26 protein-coding genes are annotated in these 19,246 nt (G+C 68.0%); 1 reads left to right on the top strand and 25 read right to left on the bottom strand.

What is annotated here, in order from left to right; translation table 11 throughout:
* Positions 1 to 6: 6 nt before the first annotated feature.
* From UA75_RS14770 to UA75_RS14690, 17 genes are all read right to left on the bottom strand, one after another.
* Positions 7 to 750 carry a hypothetical protein gene (locus UA75_RS14770; protein ID WP_075740742.1) on the bottom strand — a complete coding sequence of 248 codons (744 nt, stop codon included), beginning with the start codon at positions 748 to 750 and terminating at the stop codon, positions 7 to 9.
* A gap of 3 nt (positions 751 to 753) precedes the next feature.
* Positions 754 to 4,617, bottom strand: coding sequence for a phage tail tape measure protein (locus UA75_RS14765; RefSeq protein WP_075740741.1), 3,864 nt, complete (start codon positions 4,615 to 4,617; stop codon positions 754 to 756).
* Positions 4,618 to 4,631: 14 nt separating this feature from the next.
* Positions 4,632 to 4,988 (bottom strand): hypothetical protein, encoded by a 357-nt coding sequence (locus tag UA75_RS14760; protein ID WP_075740740.1) that lies wholly within the window; start codon positions 4,986 to 4,988, stop codon positions 4,632 to 4,634.
* Positions 4,989 to 5,011: 23 nt separating this feature from the next.
* Positions 5,012 to 5,422, bottom strand: a complete 411-nt coding sequence (locus UA75_RS14755) for a hypothetical protein (RefSeq protein WP_075740739.1) — start codon at positions 5,420 to 5,422, stop codon at positions 5,012 to 5,014.
* Between the two features lie 10 nt (positions 5,423 to 5,432).
* The gene (locus UA75_RS14750; RefSeq protein ID WP_075740738.1) at positions 5,433 to 5,696 is read right to left on the bottom strand and encodes an Ig-like domain-containing protein; all 264 of its coding nucleotides are present in this window, start codon (positions 5,694 to 5,696) and stop codon (positions 5,433 to 5,435) included.
* Positions 5,697 to 5,767: 71 nt separating this feature from the next.
* On the bottom strand, positions 5,768 to 6,340 hold the full coding sequence (locus tag UA75_RS14745; RefSeq protein WP_075743818.1) for a hypothetical protein: 573 nt from the start codon (positions 6,338 to 6,340) through the stop codon (positions 5,768 to 5,770).
* Positions 6,341 to 6,513: 173 nt separating this feature from the next.
* On the bottom strand, positions 6,514 to 6,960 hold the full coding sequence (locus UA75_RS14740) for a hypothetical protein (protein WP_075740737.1): 447 nt from the start codon (positions 6,958 to 6,960) through the stop codon (positions 6,514 to 6,516).
* Positions 6,945 to 7,253 carry a hypothetical protein gene (locus UA75_RS14735; protein WP_075740736.1) on the bottom strand — a complete coding sequence of 103 codons (309 nt, stop codon included), beginning with the start codon at positions 7,251 to 7,253 and terminating at the stop codon, positions 6,945 to 6,947. The genes UA75_RS14740 and UA75_RS14735 overlap by 16 nt, the downstream gene beginning before the upstream one ends.
* A complete protein-coding gene (locus tag UA75_RS14730) occupies positions 7,253 to 7,627 on the bottom strand; it encodes a hypothetical protein (RefSeq protein ID WP_075740735.1) in 375 nt (124 codons plus the stop codon). Before UA75_RS14730 ends, UA75_RS14735 begins: the two co-directional genes overlap by 1 nt.
* 4 nt (positions 7,628 to 7,631) lie before the next feature.
* Positions 7,632 to 8,000 (bottom strand): Gp19/Gp15/Gp42 family protein, encoded by a 369-nt coding sequence (locus tag UA75_RS14725; protein ID WP_075740734.1) that lies wholly within the window; start codon positions 7,998 to 8,000, stop codon positions 7,632 to 7,634.
* A 388-nt stretch (positions 8,001 to 8,388) separates the two neighbouring features.
* Positions 8,389 to 9,435, bottom strand: a complete 1,047-nt coding sequence (locus UA75_RS14720; RefSeq protein ID WP_075740733.1) for a major capsid protein — start codon at positions 9,433 to 9,435, stop codon at positions 8,389 to 8,391.
* Between the two features lie 11 nt (positions 9,436 to 9,446).
* On the bottom strand, positions 9,447 to 9,821 hold the full coding sequence (locus UA75_RS14715) for a hypothetical protein (protein ID WP_075740732.1): 375 nt from the start codon (positions 9,819 to 9,821) through the stop codon (positions 9,447 to 9,449).
* A gap of 8 nt (positions 9,822 to 9,829) precedes the next feature.
* The gene (locus UA75_RS14710) at positions 9,830 to 10,330 is read right to left on the bottom strand and encodes a hypothetical protein (RefSeq protein WP_157434187.1); all 501 of its coding nucleotides are present in this window, start codon (positions 10,328 to 10,330) and stop codon (positions 9,830 to 9,832) included.
* A 44-nt stretch (positions 10,331 to 10,374) separates the two neighbouring features.
* The gene (locus tag UA75_RS14705; protein WP_157434186.1) at positions 10,375 to 11,319 is read right to left on the bottom strand and encodes a hypothetical protein; all 945 of its coding nucleotides are present in this window, start codon (positions 11,317 to 11,319) and stop codon (positions 10,375 to 10,377) included.
* Positions 11,276 to 12,712: a phage portal protein gene (locus UA75_RS14700; protein ID WP_075740729.1), complete on the bottom strand. Its 1,437-nt coding sequence runs from the start codon at positions 12,710 to 12,712 to the stop codon at positions 11,276 to 11,278. Before UA75_RS14700 ends, UA75_RS14705 begins: the two co-directional genes overlap by 44 nt.
* 10 nt (positions 12,713 to 12,722) lie before the next feature.
* On the bottom strand, positions 12,723 to 14,147 hold the full coding sequence (locus UA75_RS14695; RefSeq protein WP_075740728.1) for a terminase large subunit domain-containing protein: 1,425 nt from the start codon (positions 14,145 to 14,147) through the stop codon (positions 12,723 to 12,725).
* An 82-nt stretch (positions 14,148 to 14,229) separates the two neighbouring features.
* The gene (locus tag UA75_RS14690; protein ID WP_075740727.1) at positions 14,230 to 14,652 is read right to left on the bottom strand and encodes a phage terminase small subunit P27 family; all 423 of its coding nucleotides are present in this window, start codon (positions 14,650 to 14,652) and stop codon (positions 14,230 to 14,232) included.
* Positions 14,653 to 15,395: 743 nt separating this feature from the next.
* Between UA75_RS14690 and UA75_RS14680 the strand changes: the two genes are divergently transcribed.
* Complete coding sequence (locus UA75_RS14680) at positions 15,396 to 15,878, top strand: hypothetical protein (RefSeq protein ID WP_075740725.1); 483 nt, start codon at positions 15,396 to 15,398, stop codon at positions 15,876 to 15,878.
* Here UA75_RS14680 and UA75_RS14675 read toward each other — a convergent pair.
* The 8 genes from UA75_RS14675 to UA75_RS32860 all read right to left on the bottom strand — a co-directional run bounded on the left by UA75_RS14675 (position 15,854) and on the right by UA75_RS32860 (position 19,178).
* Positions 15,854 to 16,111 (bottom strand): hypothetical protein, encoded by a 258-nt coding sequence (locus UA75_RS14675; protein ID WP_157434185.1) that lies wholly within the window; start codon positions 16,109 to 16,111, stop codon positions 15,854 to 15,856. The two genes, UA75_RS14680 and UA75_RS14675, sit on opposite strands and share 25 nt — an antisense overlap.
* A 50-nt stretch (positions 16,112 to 16,161) precedes the next feature.
* A complete protein-coding gene (locus UA75_RS14670) occupies positions 16,162 to 16,371 on the bottom strand; it encodes a hypothetical protein (protein WP_075740723.1) in 210 nt (69 codons plus the stop codon).
* 10 nt (positions 16,372 to 16,381) lie between these two features.
* A complete protein-coding gene (locus UA75_RS14665) occupies positions 16,382 to 16,609 on the bottom strand; it encodes a hypothetical protein (protein ID WP_198044263.1) in 228 nt (75 codons plus the stop codon).
* Between the two features lie 245 nt (positions 16,610 to 16,854).
* Positions 16,855 to 17,619: a hypothetical protein gene (locus UA75_RS14660; RefSeq protein ID WP_075740722.1), complete on the bottom strand. Its 765-nt coding sequence runs from the start codon at positions 17,617 to 17,619 to the stop codon at positions 16,855 to 16,857.
* 130 nt (positions 17,620 to 17,749) lie between these two features.
* Positions 17,750 to 17,914, bottom strand: coding sequence for a hypothetical protein (locus UA75_RS32865; protein WP_157434184.1), 165 nt, complete (start codon positions 17,912 to 17,914; stop codon positions 17,750 to 17,752).
* Positions 17,915 to 17,999: 85 nt separating this feature from the next.
* Positions 18,000 to 18,242: a hypothetical protein gene (locus UA75_RS14655; protein ID WP_075740721.1), complete on the bottom strand. Its 243-nt coding sequence runs from the start codon at positions 18,240 to 18,242 to the stop codon at positions 18,000 to 18,002.
* Positions 18,243 to 18,246: 4 nt separating this feature from the next.
* A complete protein-coding gene (locus UA75_RS14650; RefSeq protein ID WP_075740720.1) occupies positions 18,247 to 19,020 on the bottom strand; it encodes a hypothetical protein in 774 nt (257 codons plus the stop codon).
* Positions 19,017 to 19,178 (bottom strand): hypothetical protein, encoded by a 162-nt coding sequence (locus UA75_RS32860; protein WP_157434183.1) that lies wholly within the window; start codon positions 19,176 to 19,178, stop codon positions 19,017 to 19,019. The genes UA75_RS14650 and UA75_RS32860 overlap by 4 nt, the downstream gene beginning before the upstream one ends.
* Between the last annotated feature and the right edge of the window lie 68 nt (positions 19,179 to 19,246).

The following is a 19,246-nucleotide window of genomic DNA, read 5'->3' as shown; positions in this document are numbered from 1 at the left end:
CCGACCTCACCACCCGGTCGCGATATATCCAATGCCGAACGCCTGGTTCGGCGCAGCGGAACCGGGCGCGGCGATAGCCCGCACCGTGAACCCGGTCGCACTCTCGGCGTGGGCGACGAAGTGGCCCGAGAAGGCGGCGAGGTTGGAGTTCGTACACACGGCTACGTTGGTGTTCGTTCGGAATGGGACCCGGTACGTCACTACGAAGTCGCCGCTGGCGTTGGTCGTCCCCGCGACCTGGCCGCTGCGGATCTGCTGGATCGACGTGTCCGGCGGGACAGCCCCGCCCCGCCGGGGGCCGATCTCATGGTTCGGGCTGGCGAAGTTCGTTGGAGTCACCCAGGCTGGCCCAACCCGTTCGAAGACCTTCCCATCCACCCCGGACAGCGCACGCATCCCGGTGTGCGGGTCAGCTGGCAACGACGCCCGGTCCGGCACGCCGACGATGAGGTCACGGCGCAGCGGCGCGCACAGGACCTCCGTCCCGGCAGGCCACGCCTGCGCCGACGTCTCCTCCCTGCCCCGGATCACCGTGACCGCCGATGATCCCGCCTCGTGGCCGGTCACCCAGACCACCTCGGCGCGGCCTTCGGCAGGCAGATGGAGGGTGAGCGGGATGTACGTCGAGGCGTTGTAGGCGCTCCCCAGGGCCGCGAACGCATCGCTCGTGATCGTAGTATCGGACAGCGCCACCGGGGTGAGGATCGTCCCGATGGTGAAATCCCTGGTCAGCCTGTTCTCGTAGGCCATCGTTCACACCCTCCTTCGGCGCGCGATGGCGCTGCCGGTCGCTCGATTCGATGACTGGATCTCGCCGCGCACGACGCCGAGGAACTCGCCGGAGTCGAGGTAGAGGGACCCCACGAGTTGCGACGGACCCGCTGGAACCGGGTCCGGCAGGCGGGACGCTCCGCCCGTGCTGGCGATTCCGCCGGTCGCGTAGCGGCGGAGGATCTGATAGCCCATCCGAGAGGCGGTCTCGGCGAGGATCGCGGCGGACCGCGCCGAGGAGTTGATCGGGATGAAAGACTCGTCTCCGTGCATCCGATCGCCCACGATGCGCCAGGTGTTCGGCGGGACGATCTCGGCGACCGAGCTGGACATCGGGGCGCCGTATGTTCCGAGGATGCCGCCGCGTGCCTGCGTTCGACCTGGTCCGGACGGGTACGAGTACGTCGGCACGCCACCGGGGCCGATACCGACGGTCGCTACGGTGAGCGTGATCGTCCGGCCGTCGTTCCTTCGGATCAGATCAGCGATGCTGCCGTCGGCCGGGCCGGTGTTCGCGAACACCTCGATTGAACCGTCCGGGAGCGTCCGCACCCGGTAGCCGAGGTCGATCAGGTCGTTCCGCTGCTGCTCGGTCGGCACGTCGATGCGAACGAACTCGCCCTCCGGGAGGTCGGCGAGGCGCTGCCGAAGGTCAGACGTCCGTGCCAGCGAGTCCAGCATCCCCGGCTGCTCGATCGCCGTGAGCACCATCTCGGGCGTCAGGCTGAGCGTGTCGATGTACTGCTCTGCCTGGTCTCGGGTGGCGCCGAGCTGGACCATCTCCCCGATCAGGGTTTCCCTCGTCCGGTCGACTTGCCCCGTCAGATACTCAGCGGCTGCCGCCTGCCCTTCCCGTGCCGCGATGTCCTCGTATGCCACGGTCGTGTGTGTCAGCAGGGCATCCCGCGACCGGAACACCGAGTCCTGAAACCGCCGTCCGGCCTCGGTGGTGACGTCGAGGCGACCCGCCTGGTTGAGCAGTGCGCCACCGCTCTCCTCCAGCGACTCCCCGAGCGATCTCGATGCCGTCCCGACGTTGCCGAGAGCCGCCTCGAGATCAGCGAGGCTCTCATCGAAGTCCCGCTGCCCGCCGGACAGCGCATCCAGCGCCGTGCCGAGCGCGTCGATACGCTGCTCCGACGTGGACGCCGCAGAGCCGAGCGCCTCGATCGCGGACTCCAGCTCCCGCGACGACGAGGTGTTCTCGCCCATCGCGGTGGCGGACTCCCGCACTCGATCGGCCGCCTGGTCCAGCTCGGAACGAGTCGACCCAAGAGCGGCGGCCAGCTCGTGCGCCGGTCCGATGCCGCTGCGGACGTTGTCGATGAGTCCCTGCATGGCAGAGGTGTTGACGGGCCCGTTGACCAAGCTCATGATCTGGTCGTAGGCATCGACGTTGCCGAGAGCGGCCTCGCGTAGCTGCTCCCAGGTTCCGCCGTACTGCTCGACGCCACGCACCCAGCTGCCGTAGCGCTCATCGGCTTCGGACGTCGCGTCCGCCTGAGACCGGATCGCCGAGTTCACCCGAGCAATAGCGGCCTCGTTGCCGAGCATGGCCTCGGTGACCATGCTGCTGGACAACCCGAGGGACCGAGCCGCGTCATCGAGACCGGTTTCCGCTACCTCGGCGGCCAGCATCTCCCGAGTGGCGCGGGTGACCGCGCCGGTTTGTTGGTCCAGGGTGGACGCCAGTGTCTCGATCCTCGCCCGGTGCTCCTCCGCAGCCTGCGCGGCCTGCCGCTGGCTGTCCGCCAGCATCCCGAGACCGATCGCCGCCGCGCCGATCGCCAGACCCCACGGCCCGCCGAGCGCGGACACGAGTCCGCCGACGCCGGTTCGGAGCAGGGACAGCCCGCCTGCGGCGACGCCCGCAGCCTGCGAACCGACGGCCTGCACCGCCGGGGTCAGGCCCTGACGGAGCGACCCGGTGAGTCGATCTGACTCCGCCACGAGCTGCTGCTGACGACCGAGCCAGACGGCTGCTCCATCGCGGGCCGCCGTGTACGCCGTTGCCATCCGGCCGATCGCCGGAACCTGCGAACCGATCGCACCGATCGAGTCGTAAGACTCGCGCTGAACCTGGTTGTGCACCCGTGCCACGCCCGTCGTCGCGTCAATCTGATCGCGGACGCTGGCGAAACCGGTTGCGCTGTCCCGAAGGCTCGCTCGCTCCATTGCGGCGAGGGACTGCTGGAGGCGCATCTCCTCCTGGAGGCGGGTGTACGCCGTGGACAAGCGATCACGAACCGACGACGCGAGTCCGTCCACCTGCGGTCGGACGAGACGCAGCAGCAGCATCGCCGCGACCGCGCTCTGCACCGGACCGGGGAGCGCCGCGAACCCCGCGACGAGCGATGCGGCGATGTCCACGATCGGCCCGAGGGCCGTCACGGTCACCGTCGCCGCGTCGGCGGCGAGACCGAGTCCCGCACCGAACGCCGTCAGCGGCGCACCGCTCTCGGTGAGCGCACCGACGAGTTCACCGGTCGCCTGTGCCAGGGGCTCCAGCTCGTCAACGGCCGCGCCTGCGACCTCGGTAAACCCATCCCAGGCGGTGATGCCAATGTTGAGCGCCTCGTTGAGCAGGGGCCCGATCTGATCAGCGATCGGCCCGAGGAGCCGATCGAGCGCGTCCTCGACTGCGTCGCCCCGCTCCGACAGTGCGTCGGCGAGCTGGGGGCCGAACGTCTCGGCAACCAACAGGCCGGTCTCGATGCCTTCGGCGATGGACTCCCCGAGGGGCTCCATCCGCTGGGCCGCCGACCGGACGAGCGCCTCCAGCGGCTCGTCGATCGCGTCATAGATCCGCAGGCCCGCGCTCTCCGCCTGCGATGCGAACTGCTCCATAGCGCCAGGCAGACCGAGCATCTGAGCTGCGGCGACTTCGGCAGCGCCGCCCTGGCGGCCGACGGCCTCCGCCATGGCATCAAAGGACGCGGCGCCCTCCGTCGCCAGAGCGTTGACGGCAGCTAGCGGTTCGCGGCCGAAGGCGGTCGCAGCCGCGCCCGCGAACTGCTCGTCAGTGAGCCTCGCTTGCGCATCGGCGAGCTGGCCGATGACCTCCTGGAATCCGACGAAGCGACCTTCTGCGTCGAACGCCGTGAGCCCCAACGTCTCGATGGCGCCCGCAGCTTCGTTGCTCGGCGCGGCGAGCGAGACGAGGATTCCACGAAGGGCTGTACCAGCGGTTTCACCGGAGAATCCGGCGTTGGACAGCTGCGCGATCGCCGCCGCCGTGTCCTCGATGGAGATGCCGAGGGACTGTGCGACGGGGCCGACGTACCGCAGTGCGTACGCCATGTCGGTGATGCTTCCGGCGCTCGCGTTCGCCGAGTTGGCAAGCACGTCCGCGACCCTCGACGCCTCGCTTGCGTCGAGCTGGAACTGACTGAGGGCCGCTGCTTGGATCTCGGCGGCCGTGGCTGCGTCTACCTGCGCCGCCGCAGCGAGCTGGATCGTGCCCCGCGCGGCCTCCATTGCCTCTTCGACGGTGAGTCCACCACGGGCGAGTTCGAGCATGGCCGCAGCCGCGTCCGCCGCGCTCGTCGCCGGGAGGGTGAGGTCAGACCCCAGTTCCTCGGCTCGGGCGCGGACGGACTCCATCTGCTCGCCGGTCGCCTGGCTGACGGCCTGGAGAGTGTTCAGATTCGAGGTCAGCTCATTGCCGAGCGAGATGATCGACCGAAACGCGACCCCTGCGCCGACGACTCCAGCAGTGATCGCCACACCGATGCCACGCGCGACAGCACCAGCGGCAGATCGGGTGCGCTCCAGGCCAGACCTGAGGTCCTGCGGGAAACGACGGAGATCGGGCACGACCTCGATCTCGATCTGACCACCGGCCATCGTTCGACCTCCGATCAGACGTGCTCGATCTCGATCCCGAGACGACGTGCCCACTCATCGGGGGCCAGGGATTCGCGGGTCCGCTCGATGGCGGGCGCGGTGTGCTTTTCGACGGCCTGCTTGTACTGAGACCAGTGCGACTCGGCGATGTCCGCCGGGCGTAGGCCGATGGGCGGGATGATCGGGTGTTTCGGCGGACGCACCCCGGACCGTCGAGCCTCGGCGCGCTCCCGGCGAACCTCGGGGTCTTCCGGGTCGGTCGTCGACCGCACCCAGTCCGTGTCCAGCCAGTGATGCATCGCCTCGTACAGCCGGGCGGTGTTCTCCTCGTGGTGGGACCACGGAGCGGGGAGCTGCCGCACGAGCGCCACGAGATCCTGTGCGGGCAGCGCGGTCAGGCAGTCCCGGAGGTCGAGTCCGTAGTGTCGGCGGAATCCTGCGAGGCAGGCGTCCCAGCCGGGGCCGACGACCCAGGCGAGGACGCCTCGGATTCCCCCAGGTCGATTCCCTTCAACAGGTGCTCGACCACGGCGTTCTTGAATTGTCGGTTGGTCTCAAGCTCAGCTGGTTCTCGGTAGGCCGCGTGCAGATCCTCGGCACGGTCACGATCGAGAAGCGAGTACGTGAGCAACCCAAGCAGGTCGCCCTTCCTCATAATCTGGTCGACCTCGATGACCTCGTCAGCCGAATACACGGCACGGAAACGGAACGACCGGCCACCGATCTTCAGCCGCCGGTCGTTCAACTTCCGCTTCGAGAACCACTCGTCCAAGTCGAGGACTTCGTTCGGGGCGCCTTGCATCATCTACTCCTCGTCAGCCCAGCTCGACCGTGGCGGTTGGTGGGGTCACGGACAGGGACTCCGCTTCCGCAGCGGGGACGGTCACCGCGCACGTCCCGGACTGGCCGGAGTGCGCAGCCGTGATCGTGGCCGCGCCCTCGGCGACGGCGGTCACGAGTCCGCCGGTCGACACGGTGGCCACCTCGTCATCGGACGACGTCCACGTCGCGGTCGAAGTAACGGTCTGGGTGCTGCCGTCGCTCATGTTGAGCGTCGCGGCAAGCTGCTGCGTTGCCATTTATCGCCTCTCTCGTGGGGGTTTCGGTGACGCCTAGCCGAGCGGAAGCACGACTGCTGAGGGCGCCACCGTCAGGGAGAAGGGACCGGGGGAACCGACGCCAGCGGGTCCTCGGTCGTGAACACACGGATCGCCCGTCCACCGCCGTCCGGCACGAGTGGAGTGATCTCCAGGTCCCATCCCTGTACGTCATCGGCGTTCAGTGCCTCGGTGGGCCTGTTCGCCAGCTCACCGTTCTCGACGTAGTACGCCTTCGCGGTGTCACCGTCGACCACGCGCAGAATCAGGGCGAAGCGCTCGTCGTCGCCCTCAACCCACTCGAATCCGCCAGCGCCTTCCTCGGTGGTTCCACCCGTGAGCAGCGTCATGGCCGTGGCGATACTGAAGTCCACCGGCCGGAGTCGGATCACCGGTTCCTCGTTACCCCTGGTCTGGCGGTAGGTGCCGCGCGAGTTCCAGATCGTGTGCCGGGTGACCTCGGTGGTGCGTTCGACCTCGAAGCCAGCCTTGATGCCGCCGAAGGCATCCCAACCGTCCAATGCCTCGGCGAAGATGTCGTCAGGAAGTGCGGTTCCAGCGGGCGCCCGGAATGCGTCGCCGTCGAGCCAGACCCGCGTAAGCGCTGGGTCCGCGTACTGAGACATGGTCTCCTCCTGCTTCCCCGCGAACGCGGGCAGGCGGGCGCCTTGCATGGAGGTGGTTCGGGCGCCTTGCGGTGGTGCGAAGTCATTGGGGTCCGGCCTGCCTGGCAAGGCGCCCGCGAAGCAGGCAGGCCGGAGTTAGAGTTTCGTCATGTGACGAAAGTCGTCGAGGGTGGTTATACCGGGGAGATTCGGACGTGAACCGTCAGCTCGGCCCGGATAACGGCCCGATACACGGGCAGCGACGGCCCACGGGACACGTCCGGGGACAGCTCCATCGGCCCGTCGGTGATCCGCGCCGTGAAGTGAAGGTCCCCCCATGCCGCGTTCCGCGCCGTACTCAGCACCCGAGCCGCCTCCGCAGCCACCCGCCACGCGAGCGGCTGCGGGGATGCTGACGTCCCGCCGCACCAACCGTCGATCTGGATCAGCGGACGGAACACCGTCGATGACTGGTCCATCTGGTAGTTGCCCGCCGCCTGTACCGTCGCGTACGGCCGGGTCACGTCCGAAGGAGCCCGAGGAGTCACCCCGCCGGGGCACGCCTCGACGAACACGGGGTCAGCGAGCAGCAGGGCTCGGATCGCGCCCGGAATCCACGGCAGCGTCACCTCGGCGTCCAACCCGTGTACCGACCGAACCTGCGGGCGGAGTCCGTCAGCGAAGCGTGCGCCGGGGTGTCGCTGGTCCCGTACTCCTTGTAGATCGCCTCGTCGTCGGTGTCCTCCGCGAACACCCGATCGCCCTCCTGTCGAACGCCCATGCCATCCCGGTACTCGCCGGTCAGCACAGGAGCGTCCGATCGTCCACCGGCCACGACGGCCTCGGCGATCGTCCGTCGAGGTGGCGTCGAGCTGCGATACGCCTCCCGTCGAGACTGCTCCGGATACACCGTGATCCTCATGCGTCCGGGCATCACGTCACCCCCTGCATGTCGGAGATCCAGCGGACGGCGCAGGAAGTGAAGTTGTGCTCGCCTGCGAGGTTCCGCCGGATCGCGGGCTTGCCGACGACCTTGTGCCGCGAACCGTCGCGCGGGTCGATCACCGTGGAACCCGCCGTGATCGCAACCTCGGGCGGGACCATCACGGTCGAGAGTGACTGCACCGTCTGCTGGGTGGCCAGCATCTCCGTTTGCCAGCCCACCTGAGCTACGGGGGCTGCCTCGATGTAGCCCCGGTCGGTCATCTCGATCGTCGGCGGACCGTCAACGGCGTCCCCGGTCAGCGGGTCCGTGATCCGAGTCGGGGTCTCGACGATCAGCGGAATCCTCATGAACGTCGGGAACATCGCCTCACCCCGGAATGATGGAGAACGCCCGCTCGGCGTCCTCTTGCGGAGTGATATCGGCGAGTTCCGCCGTCATGATGTACAGACCGTTCGCGGCAGCCGTGGTCAGCGCGTACGAGTGCTCCGGGACGGTCTCCGATTGGAGCCCGAGCCGGGTCTCCGCCGCCGTCGCCGCACGCGCCACCATCTGAATCACGACTGCGCGAACCGCGCCCGCCCGGACACGGTCGGACGCGATCCACTCGTCGATTCTCGGACGCCGCGCCCGGATCAGCTCGGATGCGTCATCCAGGAGCGCGGCGATCCGCTCGTCAGAGAGCCCCGAGCTGTACCGCGCCCGGAACTCTTCGACCGTGGCGAACGGCTCGTCCATCACGCCTCCTTGATGACTCCGCGCTCGACCAGCTCGGCCATCAGCTCGTCACGACTGAGCCCGGCGCCGTCGACACCGTGCTGCGCGGCGAAAGCCCGCCACGCTGCACCGCCGGAGCCAGCGCCCGATCGGGGAGGCGGGCTGGCAGCAGAAGGCACGGGCGGCGCTGTCTGCTGCGGGGCAGGCTTACCGCCGGTTGCCCACGCCCGAGGATTTCGGATCTTCACCGCCGCCCATTCCGGTGGCGGCGAACCCGGGCCGAACCGATGAGGCCTACCCCGTTCATCGGTCACCCACACTGTCCGTGCGAGTTCAGGCATCTGACCTGCTCCTCTCGGTGACTCCCACCCCTATCCCAGAGGGATCGAGGCGCTCGACGGGGTCACCGTCAGGGAGAAGGGTCCGGCTCCGGGTCGTCGCTCAGCACCGACGCCACGAACGACAGGTCGGGGTTCGGCAGGATCGGCAGGACGATCGCCGCTGCCTTGGTCCACAGTGACACCGGGTCGGGCTTGCGGTAACTACCTGCGACAATGCCCGGCTGACCGCCCTCGGCGAGACCGAACGATGGCTCGGTGGCCTCGGCGGTCGTGCCCCATAGGGTCGTACCCAGCCGGTCGTTGCCAGGCAGGAGGATTACCAGGTCCTCGGGGATCACCTGCGTCGCCGTGCCGTCGACTTCGACCTGAGCCTCGTAGATCTCCATGCGTGGCAGGCCGTACGCCACGAGCGTCGACTGCATGGCCTCCTGCGACACGATGTTTGGCGTCCCACCAACCGCCGTCGCAGCGAGTTGCCGGAACTCCTCATTACGCATGAGGGACTGCACAACGCGATCAGACGTGAGGATCACGCCCGGCAGCCGGCCATTGTGCTGCCGGTACGACGCCTTCCACGCCAACAGATCCGTCAGTGGGGTCGACGCCGGGTCCGACCACGGGACCGCCGCCACGACCGTATGGTCGGCCCGGCGTCCGAAGTCGATCGTGGACACGACGCCGTTCTCGTCGAGGACGATCCGGCCCGTCGCTAGTGCCTCACCTCGAGCCAGCTCAACTCGCGCCGAGATCGCCAGCACCAGCTCGTAGGTGTCGTTGTAGATCGAGGCGATGATCGGGTCGTTGCTGGTGAGACGGCGCAGCTTGATTCGTTCGTACTCGCCGAGCATTCTCTTCTCGGAGATCGGGGGCAGTTCGCCCATGATCCGCTGGATGCCCCGACGACCGGAGATGGGCGACTCGGCGTCGTAGGCCCGGTACTTCGCCGTCTTCGCGAGTCCCGCCTGGTCTCGGTTGACGCGGAAGTCGATGTCGTCGATGGTCCGGTTACTGAGGAACCGGGACAGGGTGAATTGGTTCTGCTGGAGGTCGCGAAGGGCCTCACGAGCGAACCCGGTGAGAGTCACCGGATCGATATAGTCCTTGATCAGGTCCATGGTTCACCTCCTCACATGAAGACGATCTGGCCGTGCAGGTCTTCTTGCGCGGCTTCGGGCAGCTCCACGGGCAGCTTCGACACGATCACACGGCCGTGCTCGTACATCGCGCCCTGCACATCGACGTCGCGACCCTGAGATGGGGCGGGGACGGCCATGAAGAGGAACCCGATTAGAGTTCCGTCCGTCGCATACGGCCCGTACAGGCCGCTGGGAAGCTGCTGAAGGGGAAGCCCGGAGAGGAAGAACCCCTCCGGGAAGTGAGTGGCTGCGGCGAACGCCGAGGTGTCGAGGGTGATGGAGCGAGTCATGCTCGTCCCGTGCTCGGAGCCCAGCCACGACTGGTCACCGACCCCGAACGACTCGCCGCGGATGCTGAGATCCATGGTCGTCCTTACTTGTTGGTTCCGAACCGATCGGCGTAGGCCGCGGCGCCGCCTTCCAGTGTCGGCGTCGAGGACTCTGCGGACCTCTTGCCCTGCGCGGGATTCGCGGCGAACTGCGGGGCGGCCTTGAGCGCGACCAGCTCGGATACGGTCTTGGCCTGCGCCGTCAGCTCCTCTTCGGAGCTCGCGGTCAGCAGGTGGTGGTAGTCCCGCGGGATGTCGTGCTCGGCGGCGACGGACAGCCGCAGGCGCGTCGCGCGCTCCGTGGCCAGCTCCGCCTGGAGCCGTTCCCGCTCGGCGGAGGCGCGCTCCAGATCGGACTTGTCGCGGTCCTCGAACTCGCGGACGCGGGATTCGAACTCCTTGAGCTTCCGCTCAGCCTCGTTCGCCCGCTTCCGTTCGGCGGACAGTGCCGCCTTTCCGGGGTCTCCCAGGGACTCCGTGACCGCCGTCGCGGCGGCCTCGGTGGTGCCGGACTCGTCCGGCGTAGGTGCATCGGTATCCGGCATCGCGCCGTCCTCCACAGTGGATCTGGACCGACCATCGCGGCAGGTCAGATGATGTATCCGAAGCGAAAGAGCTGCCGTAAAACTTCGTCTCGGCTCCAGCCCTCCAGCTCGGCGGCTTGGTAGATCTCGTCCGGCATCAGCCGGGGAGTACGGGCACGGCGGTTACGACCATCGCGGTCGGTGCCCGCTTCCTCGGCGAGGCGCTGACCGGCAGTGCCCCGCGTTGTCGTGCCCGTTGTTGTGGCTTGCACGGTCCGGCCGTACGCCGTCACCGTGGTGATGCCGGATCTCGCGTTGACGACCTGCGAAATATCAGCGCCGTCTCGGATCGCCTGCGCTCCTGCGGAGGTGAAGATGCGGTCCTGCTCGGCATCGCTCAGCGACCGGAAGTAGGTCGCGGGGTCCGTCGACCAGTCGTCTCCGCTGTCTTCGGCCTGGGGAACGTGGCGGCAGTCGCACCTCGGGTGCCGCCGGAACGCCGTCACCCGCCGGTACACGCGGCCAGCGAGGATTGCGCATCGCGCACAGCTCGGCGGCACGAGCATCCGCACGTAGCCCGTTGCTGCACGTCGGGACCACATCGCCGCCGATACCGCCGACCGTCCCACGTCCTGCATCCCGGTCAGGGCGATCGACTGCGCCACCCATCGGGCACGATCGATGCCGTCCTCGATGCGAGCGACCGACGTCGGGGCGTAGACGAGCAGTCGAAGCCACGATCCGCCGCCGTCGGTGAGGTCGGCGAACGCGGACGGGTCGACTTCGCCATCCGAGCGCGGGTCCGCGCCCTGCATGTCGAGCACGTCGGACAGGTAAGCGTCGGCCAGTGCCGCAGCAAGGACCTGGAGCCGAAGGAGTTCGTCGCCGATCAGGCGGACCCGGTCCAACCATGCGTCCGGGTCGCCCGACCACCCGTCCATCGCCTCCAGGACCAGCGACAGCGCGTCAGCTTGGTACGCCTGCTGCTGGCTGGCGTGGGACTGGGCCACCTGCGCCACCGAGGATGGAAGCGGCATCCGGAACCCCCGTCACATCCAAAGCGCGGACGTCATCGGAGATTCTGTTTCGGTTCTCCGCTGCTCGACGGCGCATTGCACGACGTTGTTCGGCGGTGTAGCCCGCATCCTCCCGCGCCTGTTCGTCGTCGGCGAGGCCGGATTGCAGCGCCTTCGTGGCTGCGTCGATCCGAGCCGCACGAGTCGGAGTGGCAGGGTCGCGCCACACCGTTTCGAGCCGGGTTGCTGCGGCCGGGCCTTCGCCGCGCATCTCCCACGCGATTCGCATTGCCCGTTCCCACGTTCCGCCGAACCGGATTTGTCGTCGCTCGGCGCGCTTGATCAGCCGGGCCTCGGCGGCGCGGATCGAATCGGCGGAAGCGGGGTTGTCAGCAACGAATCCCATGTAGCTCTGCGGAAGTCCGTAAAGGCTGGCCGCAGTCTGGGCCATGAGCTTGATCGTCTCGATGAAGTTCCGCAGATCAGAAGCCGGGAACTGCCCCAACTCGATCTGCGGAGGAGTCTCGCCGCGCTGCGCTGGCCGTCCGGGAACTGCCCACACGGCTCCCGTGCCGACCTTCCACGTCGGAAGTTGCCGACCTTCCTCGTCGACGAAGTCTTTCTTGCTGACTCCGATGGCGTACTTCCTCGGAAGGGCATGGTGCTCGACGGCAGCCAGCAGATTGGTCGCAGTTTGGTTTGCGGCGTCAACCAACGGACGCATTGCAACGAGATCTGATCGGCCCTTGCTTTTTCGCGCTCGATTGAGCATCGGAAGCAAGGGGACCAACGGACTGGCCTGCGGGCTCTCCGCCGCCGGGGACCAGCGCGAAGACTGCGAACCAACCGGTTTCCCCAGCTCGAACTCGATCAACCGGCCAGGGAGCATGAGGGTTCCCCGGTTGTCGATCTTCCCGTCCGATGACCAGACCTTCAACCCAGCAACAACGCGCCGCGTACCTGGATCGACCTCAACGGCAACCTCGTCGCCATACTCGATGGTGATCTTCGGATACGGTTCGGCTGGACCGACCATGACGTACGACGTGGACGTGACAAGCGCAGCGAGGTGCGCTTCCTCAGACTCTTCGTCCAGGTCGTTCCATTGCCAGATGTCGTGCAGCGCCTCGCTGGCCTCGTCATCGTCACCGAGTCGAAAGCCCTCGACGTCCAGACGCTCTTCGAGGGAGTCGATAACAAGTTCGGGCCACGCGATCATCAGCGGCGGGAACCGGTACTCCTGCTCCTGCAAGATCCTGGCCACGAACGCGAGCGGCTGTTCGTTGTCGTAGTACTCCCACCACTTCCGGCCGGACCACTTCTGCTCCAACCGCTTCTGATTCAGTCGGGAGAACCACTCTTCGTCGGTGAGGTCCCAGAGGGCCACGCGGACCTCCTCACATGACGATGACCTGGTTGGATTCGTGTCGGGACGATGCGGTTTCCCACGCGACGATGTCGTGACGTGCGCCGTTGGACAGGACGGCCGCCGCGTAGGCGTCGACCTTCCGGGGAGAGTCGCGGCGCTCCTTGCGGAACGTGATTCCGCTCGGCGTGTCCTTCGCGATGGCGTTCATGACGTGCCGGGTCAGGCCCGGATTCTCGACGTGGAGCAGACGTCCCTCGGCAAGATCGGCCAACCACTGGGCAACCATCGGGCCGATGCGGGCATTGGACATCGGCAGCCGCTCGACGCGGCCCGGCCACTGGACAGACCACGATTCGACCTCGGTTTCCCAGAAAGCGGGGTCGCACCACATCAACTCGACGTTGTACGACTCGAAGGCGCGCATTACGGCTGCCTCGACCTCGTCCCGCGGCACCGTCCAGTCCGGATCGGACCGGTCCGCTTCCCACATGGCGAGGAGCTGTTGCAGGCCGGTGTCGAGGTCGGTGGCGACGAGAGCGGTCGCGTCGTCGGAGATGGATCCGTCGAAGCCGAGCGTGACCCGACTCCCCGAGGGAATCGGCTGCTGTCGGGCTGCTTCGCGCCACTGCTGCGGCGGCACCAAACCCTCGCCGGACATGCTGACCCATTGGTTCATCCGGTACCGGCGGAACGCTGGCCAAGCCGTTCTCTTCGACGAGGACTTCAGGTCGTCGAGCCTCAGCAGCCCTTCAGCAAGGTTCGGGTTCGCGGCCCGCCACGCCTGCTCGTCGTCGATCGGTGCGTCATCGGCCCCAGCCCACCAGAACAATCCGAAGGTCTCGTCGTCGACCTCGCCGCTCGCGACCTTCGAGCCGTACTCGTACAGACGACCGAGTAGGGAGTCGAGAGTGGAACCCGCGGTCGTGATGGCCACGACCAGCGCCTCCTCGCGAGCACCTGAACCTTCGGTGAGCGCCTCCCAGAGGTCGTCACCAGCTCGGCTGTTCGGTCCGGACGGCCAGACGTGCACCTCGTCGGCGATCACCAAGCTCGGGTTGAGCCCCTGTGCGGCACCACCGTCAGCGGACAGCGCCCGGTACACCGAGCCCTTCGCCGGGACCTCGATGGCGTCACGGTAGACCTTCGCGACGCGTTTCAGCGGTGCGCTCGCCAAGACCTGCTTGCGGGCCTCGCCGAACACGATTCGGGCCTGCATCCGGTCCTTGGCAGCGCTGTAGACCTCCGCGCCCGGCGGCCCGAAGAACAGGTGATCCAAGGCCAGTGACGAACCAAGAAGCGACTTGCCGTTCTTCCTCGCGAGCCCGACGATCGCGACGCTGTAGCGAAGCAGTCCGTCGTCCTTGCGCTCCAGCAGCGAGCGGCACAACCACTGCTGCCAGCGGGTCAACGCCAACGGCTGCCGGGCCTTCGGTCCCTTCGGAACGGTCAGCAACGTCTCGGCGAAGTCTCCGACATCATCGCCACCAGACCGGCTGTACCGAGACGGCGTCCAGATCGACGGGGCCCACTGGGGGTCAGGCGGACTCAGCGGCACGGTCGGCCCGGCGCTTCGCGAGATCGTCCATCGGGTCGGCCACGCGCACCTCGGCGAGCCCGAGGCGAGCACGGTCCGACGGGGTCAGCCCGCACGCAGCCAGCCATGACGTGATCTGGGCATCGAGGGCGCGGAGCTGCGTGACGGACGGATGCGTGACGACCTGCCCGTTCGCCGTGGTGTACCAGCGGCCTTCAGTTCCCGCGGCTTCTAGGTGTTCGCGCAGCGCGTGCCGTTCGTCCCATGCCTCGCAGAGCTGGCGAACGACAATCGGGTCCGAACCAGGAGCCATCCACGTCCGGGCGCCCGACCACACAAGCCGCCAGACCTCACGACCCTGTTCCCCCAAGGAATCCGGAGCGTCCGGGATCGTCCCGTCCGACGCGATCCCTTGGCCGGGCATCGGGGACGCAGGCAGCGGACGGTGTCCGGGGTTTCCCGCAGCGCGTTCGCGCTCAACGGGTTTACGGGGTCGGCCAGCGGCGCGGCCGGTCTTGGGTTGGGGCATGGCGTCCTCCTCGGCATCGCGCCGAATCAGGGTCGGACGGCATCGCGCCGAACCGAAAGAAGGGGCCGATCAAGGCCGGGGTTGGTTTTTGCGGGTGCGAGCGTCCGCCTTGCACGGGGCGGGGCTCCTGCTGGCCGGGGCGGAGGGGTTCCCCCCACCCCCCTGACCTGCGGTGATGCAACTCGATTCGATCTCGATTCGATCGACCGACCTGTTGTTGCAGGTCAGCGCGCGGCCTTGCGCCCGTTGCAGGACCTGCACAGCACGGTCAACGCCTGCATTGGATCGCCTCCGCGTGCGATGGGCACGGGGTCGTCGGCGGTCAGGTCGGCTGCTGCGTGTGGCGGTGTGCCCCAGCCTGGGCAGTGGTCCCCGTGCTGGGTGCGCCATGCTCGGACGGCGTTGGTTCGTCGTACTCTCACTGCCGTTGTTCGTGCCACCTTGGTTGGCGTGGTGCGTGCCAGGTGGGCGTCACGGGCCTGGGCGTGGGTGGGGCATCGGGACAGGCGCACCGCGTGGCCCCGGCATCCGGGTACTACGCACGGGGTTGGGGCTCGGCGCATCGGGGCTCCCTCGGTAACCGCAGGCGTGCGGGGTGCGATGCCTCGGGTGAGTCCCGCCTGCCGATCGGAGTACCGATGTCCCGCCGCCGCCTGCTCGCCCTGCCTGCTCTGCTCCTGCTCGCCGCGTGCACGGCGGAGGCGGACGAGCCCGCCCCCCTGCCGTCGTCCCCGGTGTCCACGGTGGATGCCGCACCCCGGACGTACCCCACGGATGGGGGGACGCTGCTGGCGGTGGAGTCGGACTGGCGCCCGCACCTGGAAGGCATCGACAACCCGGCTCGGGCAGAAGCCTGCTACGACGAGGGGTGGACGGAGCCGCGGTGCGGCCGGTACCTGGCCGGGGTGGTGCAGGACGTGCGTTCGGTGACGGACATGGCGGCGCAGGCTGAGTGGCCGTCGATGACGACTGCTGCGTCGAACCTGTTCGCCTCGTACGAGGAGTACGAGGAGATCGGCTGCCACGAGGCAGAATCGGCGGACTGCACGCGGCTGCGTACGGAGGTGCTGACCGGGCCGTCGTTGGTCCTGCTCGGCTACGAGGTTGACCTCGCAGGCTGATGCTCAGCAGCGAGCCGTTGCAACCACGGCGGACAGTCCAGCGAGAACAGATCCCATGATCGACCGGTGTGCGCGACGCAGCACCAGGTCGTGACGGTGGCGTAGCGACGTCCGTCCCGGCTGGTCGTCCACTCGAAGATTGCGGTGGCGGTGTCGTCGGGAGCAGCGGTGGTGACGTCGAGTTCGACCTCGGTGTGCGAGCACACGATCCGCATCCAACCCCCCGATGTCACTCCCTGTATCGCATTATTTGCTAGTGCGAGTACCAGCCCGGTGGTCTGATCTACTCAGCGTGACATTCGGGCTCGCCGTCCTCGCGGTTGCGGAACGATCTGACGTTGACCAGCGGATATGAGGTCATGTTCTGCCGCTCGCCGCCGTAATCCGAGCGCGTCCACACCCGAAGCACGTCGTCCGTTACGTCATGGTGGGTGCCGCCGTGTCGGGTCTCAGTGCCGTCGATGTGGGTGACGATCATCTTCCGATAGCGCACGGCAGGCTCCTCAGTCGATCCACTCGACGGTCGTCAGTCCGCCGTGTCCGTGGACGGCCTCGACATCGGCCAGGCCGCCAGTCCAGTGGACGTTCGAGACGCGCTCGCCGCGCCAGTGGACGGTGGCGGTGTCGTCGGGCCAGAGCACGCCGTCTGCGACGTGGCCGGTGCCGGACGGGCCGGTGACGTCGACCGCGCGGATCAGACGGAAGCGGCGGGGAAGGTCGTCAGGAATCACGTTCGCTCCTCAGCGGCGGCGGGGGTTGACCGGTCCCGTGCCGCCAGACCGGGACCGGCCGTCCATCCCCGCCAGAGGGTGGCCAGATCCCCGGCAGGCCAGTGGCGTGCTCACGGGGCGCAAGGAAGGCGGGGCTGTAGACGACGAAACCCCGCACTCGGCGGGGTTCGCGTGGCATCGGGTAGATACACCGATTGCGCAACATAATCAGACTAGTGTGTCAAGCCCTTCGGCGCAAGTGGACACTATGCGGCTATTTCCGCAGGTCGATTGAGGTCTAGCACGTCCGCGACCCGGTATACGCCGGGCGAGACGGCGGCGAGCCGCCTTCGGGACGCCCACGTGCGTATGCGCGTCGCCGGGATGTCGACGCCGACGGCGCGGAGGGTGGCGGTGATCTCCGCTGCTCCCCCGGTGAGGCCGCGCACTGACTCGACCATCCAAGCGAGACGCTGTTCGACGTCGTGTTCGGCTCCGCACTCCCGGCACGTCGCGGTTGTCCGTCCTTCGATGGCGCGGACGTCGGCGCGGCAGTCCCCGGTGTCGCAGGGGCCGATCCAGCGCCGGTCGGGGCCCCGGTCGATGATTCGCCACGCGGCGGACACGGCGTCGTGGATGTCCTCGGCGAAGGCGGCAGCGTCCTCGTGGGTCGCGAGCCACGTTGGGCGGGGTCGGGTGGACAGCCACGTCGAGAGGCCGGTGAGGGTGTGGTGAACGCCCGCGGGGAGGAACACATGCGTGCCGGGGTCGGGCTGGTGGACAGCTCGGACCGCTCGGGCGAGGGCGGCGAGCAGCGTCCGCTTGATCGCGCTGGCGTCCTCGTGGAACGACACGACCGTCTCCGCTGACCGTCCACCTGAGACCGGCCTCTGCGCGGCCTGCCGGGTGATGGTGATCTCCAGCTCGCGGTCCAGCTCCGGCACCTGCCCGAGGGCGCGCGTCAGGCGGGCGACGCAGCGCGGGCACAGGGCGATGTCAGTGGGGGCTTCGCAGGCAGAGCAGGTGTTCACTGTGGACCTCCCAGGCGCGGCGACCGGATCAGCGTAGCGCCCGTTCGGGTGATTGCACGCGAGGCGCGCTCGTGTATGTGCCCGTGTCGCCACCAGATGAGGGGGCGGCACGGGCACGAGGGCACCACATCTAGTCGGCGGGCGGGACGTCCTTGCGCGGGTCGGGTTGCTCAGCGTCCGTCTCCTCGGCGGCGGGTGCGGCGGCACGGCGGGCTTTGCGGATCTCGGCACGCCGCTGCCGATCGTGGTCGCGGAAGGTCTGCTCGAGGTTGTCGAAGAATTCCTGTCCGTTCATGGCGCTCTCCTTGGCGGGGTTGTCGCGTATCAGTGTCCCCTGCGCTGCCGCCCCGGTCTGTGGGAGCACCGGGGCGGCAGGGGGGTCAGCTTCCGTAGGGGCGGATGCCGCCGAGGTCGGTCTGTGCTCCTAGGACGGTTCCGCAGGGCCAGGCGGTGTCGCAGCCCGGTGCGGCGCACTGTTCGCCGTCGGGCCGATGTTCATCGAGGAGCCGGTGGATGACTCCACCGTGGGTCCGTCTGAACCTGCTCTGTTCCTTGTCGTCCCGGCGGTCGGACGCCTTGAGGAGAGCCAACCGGTAGTAGGCGAGTTCCTGATCATTCGTCATGAACTCAGTGTCGAGGGCGTGTGTCACCGGTGAACCCGAACGGACGGTTATGTCCTGTTCCTAGGAGCGCGGACATCTTTACCTGCGTTCCTTGCGGCACGCTGAGCTGTTCGTAGCTCGTCACCCTGACCAGGGAAAGACCGTTGAATTCGGCTAGGTAGACCAGGCTGTCGTACAACCTGTTCCAGGTCTCGGCCAGGACATGGTCGTCCGGGTTCGGCGCGATGACGATCTCATCCCCGGCTGTCCAGCCGTTGTCCACCGGGGTTGGGGTGAGCCGTTGGATCGCGGCGCGTGTCCTTGCCAACTCGACGGGGGTGAGCTCGGCGCGGTCGACGAACCTGCGGAGCTCGTCGATTCGCCACGAGGTCGGAGCTGCTGCGAGCGGCTCCGACCACCGACGCCGGTGGGCGCCCCGTTCGGTGACGAGGTAGTCGATCCGTCGGGGTGCCTGCCAGATGGGCATCTCGTCCACCCAGGCCATGTTGACGGCCGCGCCCATCCACCGGGGCCGGTAGTCGGGCATGGGATCGGGGTCCGGCGGGCGGCCCGCCCGCCGGGCTGACAGCCAGTCCCGCAGCTCGCCGCCGAGCCCTCCACCCTCGGCCTCGCCTTCCGACCGGGCGGCGTGCCACCTCTCCTGGCAGGTGTCCGAGCACCAGTAGTAGGAGGCGTCGCCCCGCAGGCGGCGGGAGCAGGTGGCGCATTGGTCGAGCTGGAGCTCGGCGGCCCGCTCGTCAGCCAGCGCGCCATCGATCGCCGCAACGATGTCGATCATCCCTGCTTCTCCTTCTCCTTCTGCTTCCCCCGGCTGTCCGCGATCAGGGCGGCCAGCCAGCGGCCGGATTCCGCCATCGCCTGGTCGCGGGCTTTGCGGCCTCGTCCCCGGCGAATCGGGGTCGGCCAGCTCGGGGCGATCGTCGGGATGTTCGTCACGGCAGGTCTCCTCGGATAACGGGGACAGCAATGGCGACGCACACCGCCGCCGATGCGGTCTGCACCCA

It is taken from the genome of Actinoalloteichus sp. GBA129-24, assembly GCF_001941645.1.
Classification (GTDB): domain Bacteria; phylum Actinomycetota; class Actinomycetes; order Mycobacteriales; family Pseudonocardiaceae; genus Actinoalloteichus_A; species Actinoalloteichus_A fjordicus.
Note: the sequence above shows the minus strand (reverse complement) of the source record. Positions and strands in the feature narration are given on the sequence as shown.

Coding starts and splice junctions, on each gene's coding strand:
- UA75_RS14770 (WP_075740742.1), bottom strand. CDS start 750: ATGGCCTACGAGAACAGGCTGACCAGGGATTTCACCATCGGGACGATC.
- UA75_RS14765 (WP_075740741.1), bottom strand. CDS start 4,617: ATGGCCGGTGGTCAGATCGAGATCGAGGTCGTGCCCGATCTCCGTCGT.
- UA75_RS14755 (WP_075740739.1), bottom strand. CDS start 5,422: ATGATGCAAGGCGCCCCGAACGAAGTCCTCGACTTGGACGAGTGGTTC.
- UA75_RS14750 (WP_075740738.1), bottom strand. CDS start 5,696: ATGGCAACGCAGCAGCTTGCCGCGACGCTCAACATGAGCGACGGCAGC.
- UA75_RS14745 (WP_075743818.1), bottom strand. CDS start 6,340: ATGTCTCAGTACGCGGACCCAGCGCTTACGCGGGTCTGGCTCGACGGC.
- UA75_RS14735 (WP_075740736.1), bottom strand. CDS start 7,253: ATGCCCGGACGCATGAGGATCACGGTGTATCCGGAGCAGTCTCGACGG.
- UA75_RS14730 (WP_075740735.1), bottom strand. CDS start 7,627: ATGTTCCCGACGTTCATGAGGATTCCGCTGATCGTCGAGACCCCGACT.
- UA75_RS14725 (WP_075740734.1), bottom strand. CDS start 8,000: ATGGACGAGCCGTTCGCCACGGTCGAAGAGTTCCGGGCGCGGTACAGC.
- UA75_RS14720 (WP_075740733.1), bottom strand. CDS start 9,435: ATGGACCTGATCAAGGACTATATCGATCCGGTGACTCTCACCGGGTTC.
- UA75_RS14715 (WP_075740732.1), bottom strand. CDS start 9,821: ATGGATCTCAGCATCCGCGGCGAGTCGTTCGGGGTCGGTGACCAGTCG.
- UA75_RS14710 (WP_157434187.1), bottom strand. CDS start 10,330: ATGCCGGATACCGATGCACCTACGCCGGACGAGTCCGGCACCACCGAG.
- UA75_RS14690 (WP_075740727.1), bottom strand. CDS start 14,652: ATGCCCGGCCAAGGGATCGCGTCGGACGGGACGATCCCGGACGCTCCG.
- UA75_RS14680 (WP_075740725.1), top strand. CDS start 15,396: ATGTCCCGCCGCCGCCTGCTCGCCCTGCCTGCTCTGCTCCTGCTCGCC.
- UA75_RS32865 (WP_157434184.1), bottom strand. CDS start 17,914: ATGAACGGACAGGAATTCTTCGACAACCTCGAGCAGACCTTCCGCGAC.
- UA75_RS14655 (WP_075740721.1), bottom strand. CDS start 18,242: ATGACGAATGATCAGGAACTCGCCTACTACCGGTTGGCTCTCCTCAAG.
- UA75_RS14650 (WP_075740720.1), bottom strand. CDS start 19,020: ATGATCGACATCGTTGCGGCGATCGATGGCGCGCTGGCTGACGAGCGG.